Below are 2,232 nucleotides of genomic sequence, written 5' to 3'. Positions count from 1 at the left end.
AACGAGTGCGCCACCGCAGGCCGGCTGTCACCAGACAGCATCCCGGACCTAGACCAGCTTCAGTTCAACTTTTAAAGGCCTCATCGACACCCAAAAGCCTCACCGCCGGCTTGACGATGGCGCGGTGTTCTGCGCTTTATTATTTTAAACTTGGCATTTCATCATAAGTCCGACCATTTAGTTCTCTACCTGTCTTTTTCTTTCTAGTACCTCCCCATTGTTTAAAGAAAAACGGCACATCCTTCTTTGAACACTGCTCTTGAATATTTAATACCCATTCGGCATCCATTGGTCGTGCTTTGGGTCCACTTTCGCCCCCAACTATTACCCAATCTATATTTTTCAACCTTAATTTACCTAAATCAGCAAGTAGTGGCTCACAAGACAGAAATTTCACCTTAGCTTTTGTTTTTGCCAAGTGTGTAATTCTGTCTAAAACTTTTTGATTTTCTATTGAAACTCCCATCCATATATTATGTGACCATCTAAGTTCTTTATGAACGGCAAGCAATCTATCTGATCTCTTTGTTAGTATCTGGAATACATGTTGTGGATTGTCATTCATTACGTCAAAAACCCGTCGTATAAACTGAATTGGAACATCCTCATGAAATAAATCGCTCATAGAATTTACGAAGACGATCTTTGGCTTTTTCCACGTATAAGGCTCAGATAATGTTTCTTCATGTGTGCTAACTGTTTTAAAGCCTTCGGCGTACTTACTGACTCCCATCGCCTTTAACCTGCGGGTCATGATTTCAGCGTAGCAGTTTTTGCACCCTGATGATACTTTTGAACACCCTGTGGTCGGATTCCACGTGTGCTCAGTCCATTCAATTGTTGATTGTGCCATCGTCAATTTTGATTTTTTGTTGCTATTTATTAGACATCTACTAAAATAAGCCTAATTGATTGTCTGTGTACTTTTGCATCTCTTTCCAAAATTTATTTCCCAGCGGATGCTTAGAGTAAAAAGCTAGATAATAAAGCGCTAGATTTCTTGAATGACTTTTAATTAACTGTTTCTTCTCTGGCTCCTTATAGTTCAACCGTACCATGCTTGAATCATACTTTTCAGCCAGATAACGGATGAATTCCTTTGAATTATTACAGGACTTAGCCTCCTCCGCCCACGAATTCTCTCCAAGAAAATCGGAAATCTTTTGGCTGTTGTTTGCCATATAGTTATGGAAATTTCTGTTAGCATCCATTCCCAAGGCAAGCAGAATTAGAAAGTCGACTTTAAAGGACCTTCCTAATGTAGCTATAGTACTAAACTTAAGATTTAATGAAAAGGGGTCCACAAAAGCAAATGACAACACACCTTCTTTTCGGCTAAATCGGGGAATGTGGCTTTTCAGTTCCTCAATTTTATCATTAACATCGCCGTGGATCAATATTACATTCTTATCACTGTAATCTCTAGTGACTCTGGCTTGTAAAGCTTTAAATCGATTTTCATCGGCCTCACAGAAAATATACGTGTTAAAATTTATAGGTAACGACATAGCTATTAAAGCTGAAGACTTTAAGATCTTTCCAGTCGATTTAATTTTGGCATATCCAGCACCTGCGAACATATCGATATAGACAAGATTGCTCCACTTTTTGCTCATGGTCCTAGTGAATATTTCCATATATGCTCCAAGCAAGTTGTATTTCTCTTCTGACCATCTACGCACCTCAGGTATGTAAAGATCGTCATCCAAAACTTCAATTAGTGGCTCAAATCTCTTCATATAGTCATTTTATTTTAAACTTCAAGTTATAGTATGTACTCCTGACCAATACTGCTTAGAGCTTCCTAAAACAAAACCTGACTAAGAATTTCTTTATCGTAATCCGTAATGCCGTATTCCCCTCTAATTATCTCTTCACCGTATCGTTCCCATACTTCATCAAAACTTACGCCTATAGAGTCCTTGCTCCATTCTCCACTTTTAAGAGAGAAGACTGGACCCTTGTGAATACCACATTGATTAGATACCACTATTAGCCCTTCACCTTTGTAGGCCTTCATCTCATCGAAAAGTGCTCTTGAAGCAGATTTTGCTTCTATTTCATTTTTGAATTTCGTACCCATGGGTTCCTGGCTGACACCAATAAGCATTCTTGGTGTTAATCCGTAAAAGTACCTATCAAATTTACCTTGTCGGTAAGCTTTAAGAATTTTCAGCCAGTTTCTCATGATTAGGTTGCTTTGATGGTTCTGTTAGTTAGTTGCGCAGAACG

3 protein-coding genes are annotated in these 2,232 nt (G+C 38.8%); all 3 read right to left on the bottom strand.

Going from position 1 to position 2,232, the window contains the following annotated elements; genetic code table 11:
* Positions 1-139: 139 nt before the first annotated feature.
* The 3 genes from DQG19_RS20620 to DQG19_RS20610 all read right to left on the bottom strand — a co-directional run bounded on the left by DQG19_RS20620 (position 140) and on the right by DQG19_RS20610 (position 2,188).
* Positions 140-853 carry a DUF5131 family protein gene (locus tag DQG19_RS20620; RefSeq protein ID WP_116128469.1) on the bottom strand — a complete coding sequence of 238 codons (714 nt, stop codon included), beginning with the start codon at positions 851-853 and terminating at the stop codon, positions 140-142.
* A gap of 40 nt (positions 854-893) precedes the next feature.
* A complete protein-coding gene (tcmP, locus tag DQG19_RS20615) occupies positions 894-1,739 on the bottom strand; it encodes a three-Cys-motif partner protein TcmP (protein WP_116128467.1) in 846 nt (281 codons plus the stop codon).
* A 65-nt stretch (positions 1,740-1,804) separates the two neighbouring features.
* Positions 1,805-2,188 (bottom strand): hypothetical protein, encoded by a 384-nt coding sequence (locus DQG19_RS20610; RefSeq protein WP_157974649.1) that lies wholly within the window; start codon positions 2,186-2,188, stop codon positions 1,805-1,807.
* Positions 2,189-2,232: the final 44 nt, after the last annotated feature.

It is taken from the genome of Lewinella sp. IMCC34183 (genome assembly GCF_003390915.1).
Taxonomy (GTDB): domain Bacteria; phylum Bacteroidota; class Bacteroidia; order Chitinophagales; family Saprospiraceae; genus Neolewinella.
The sequence above is the reverse complement of the archived record's forward strand: the minus strand, read 5'-3'. Positions and strand labels throughout refer to the sequence as shown.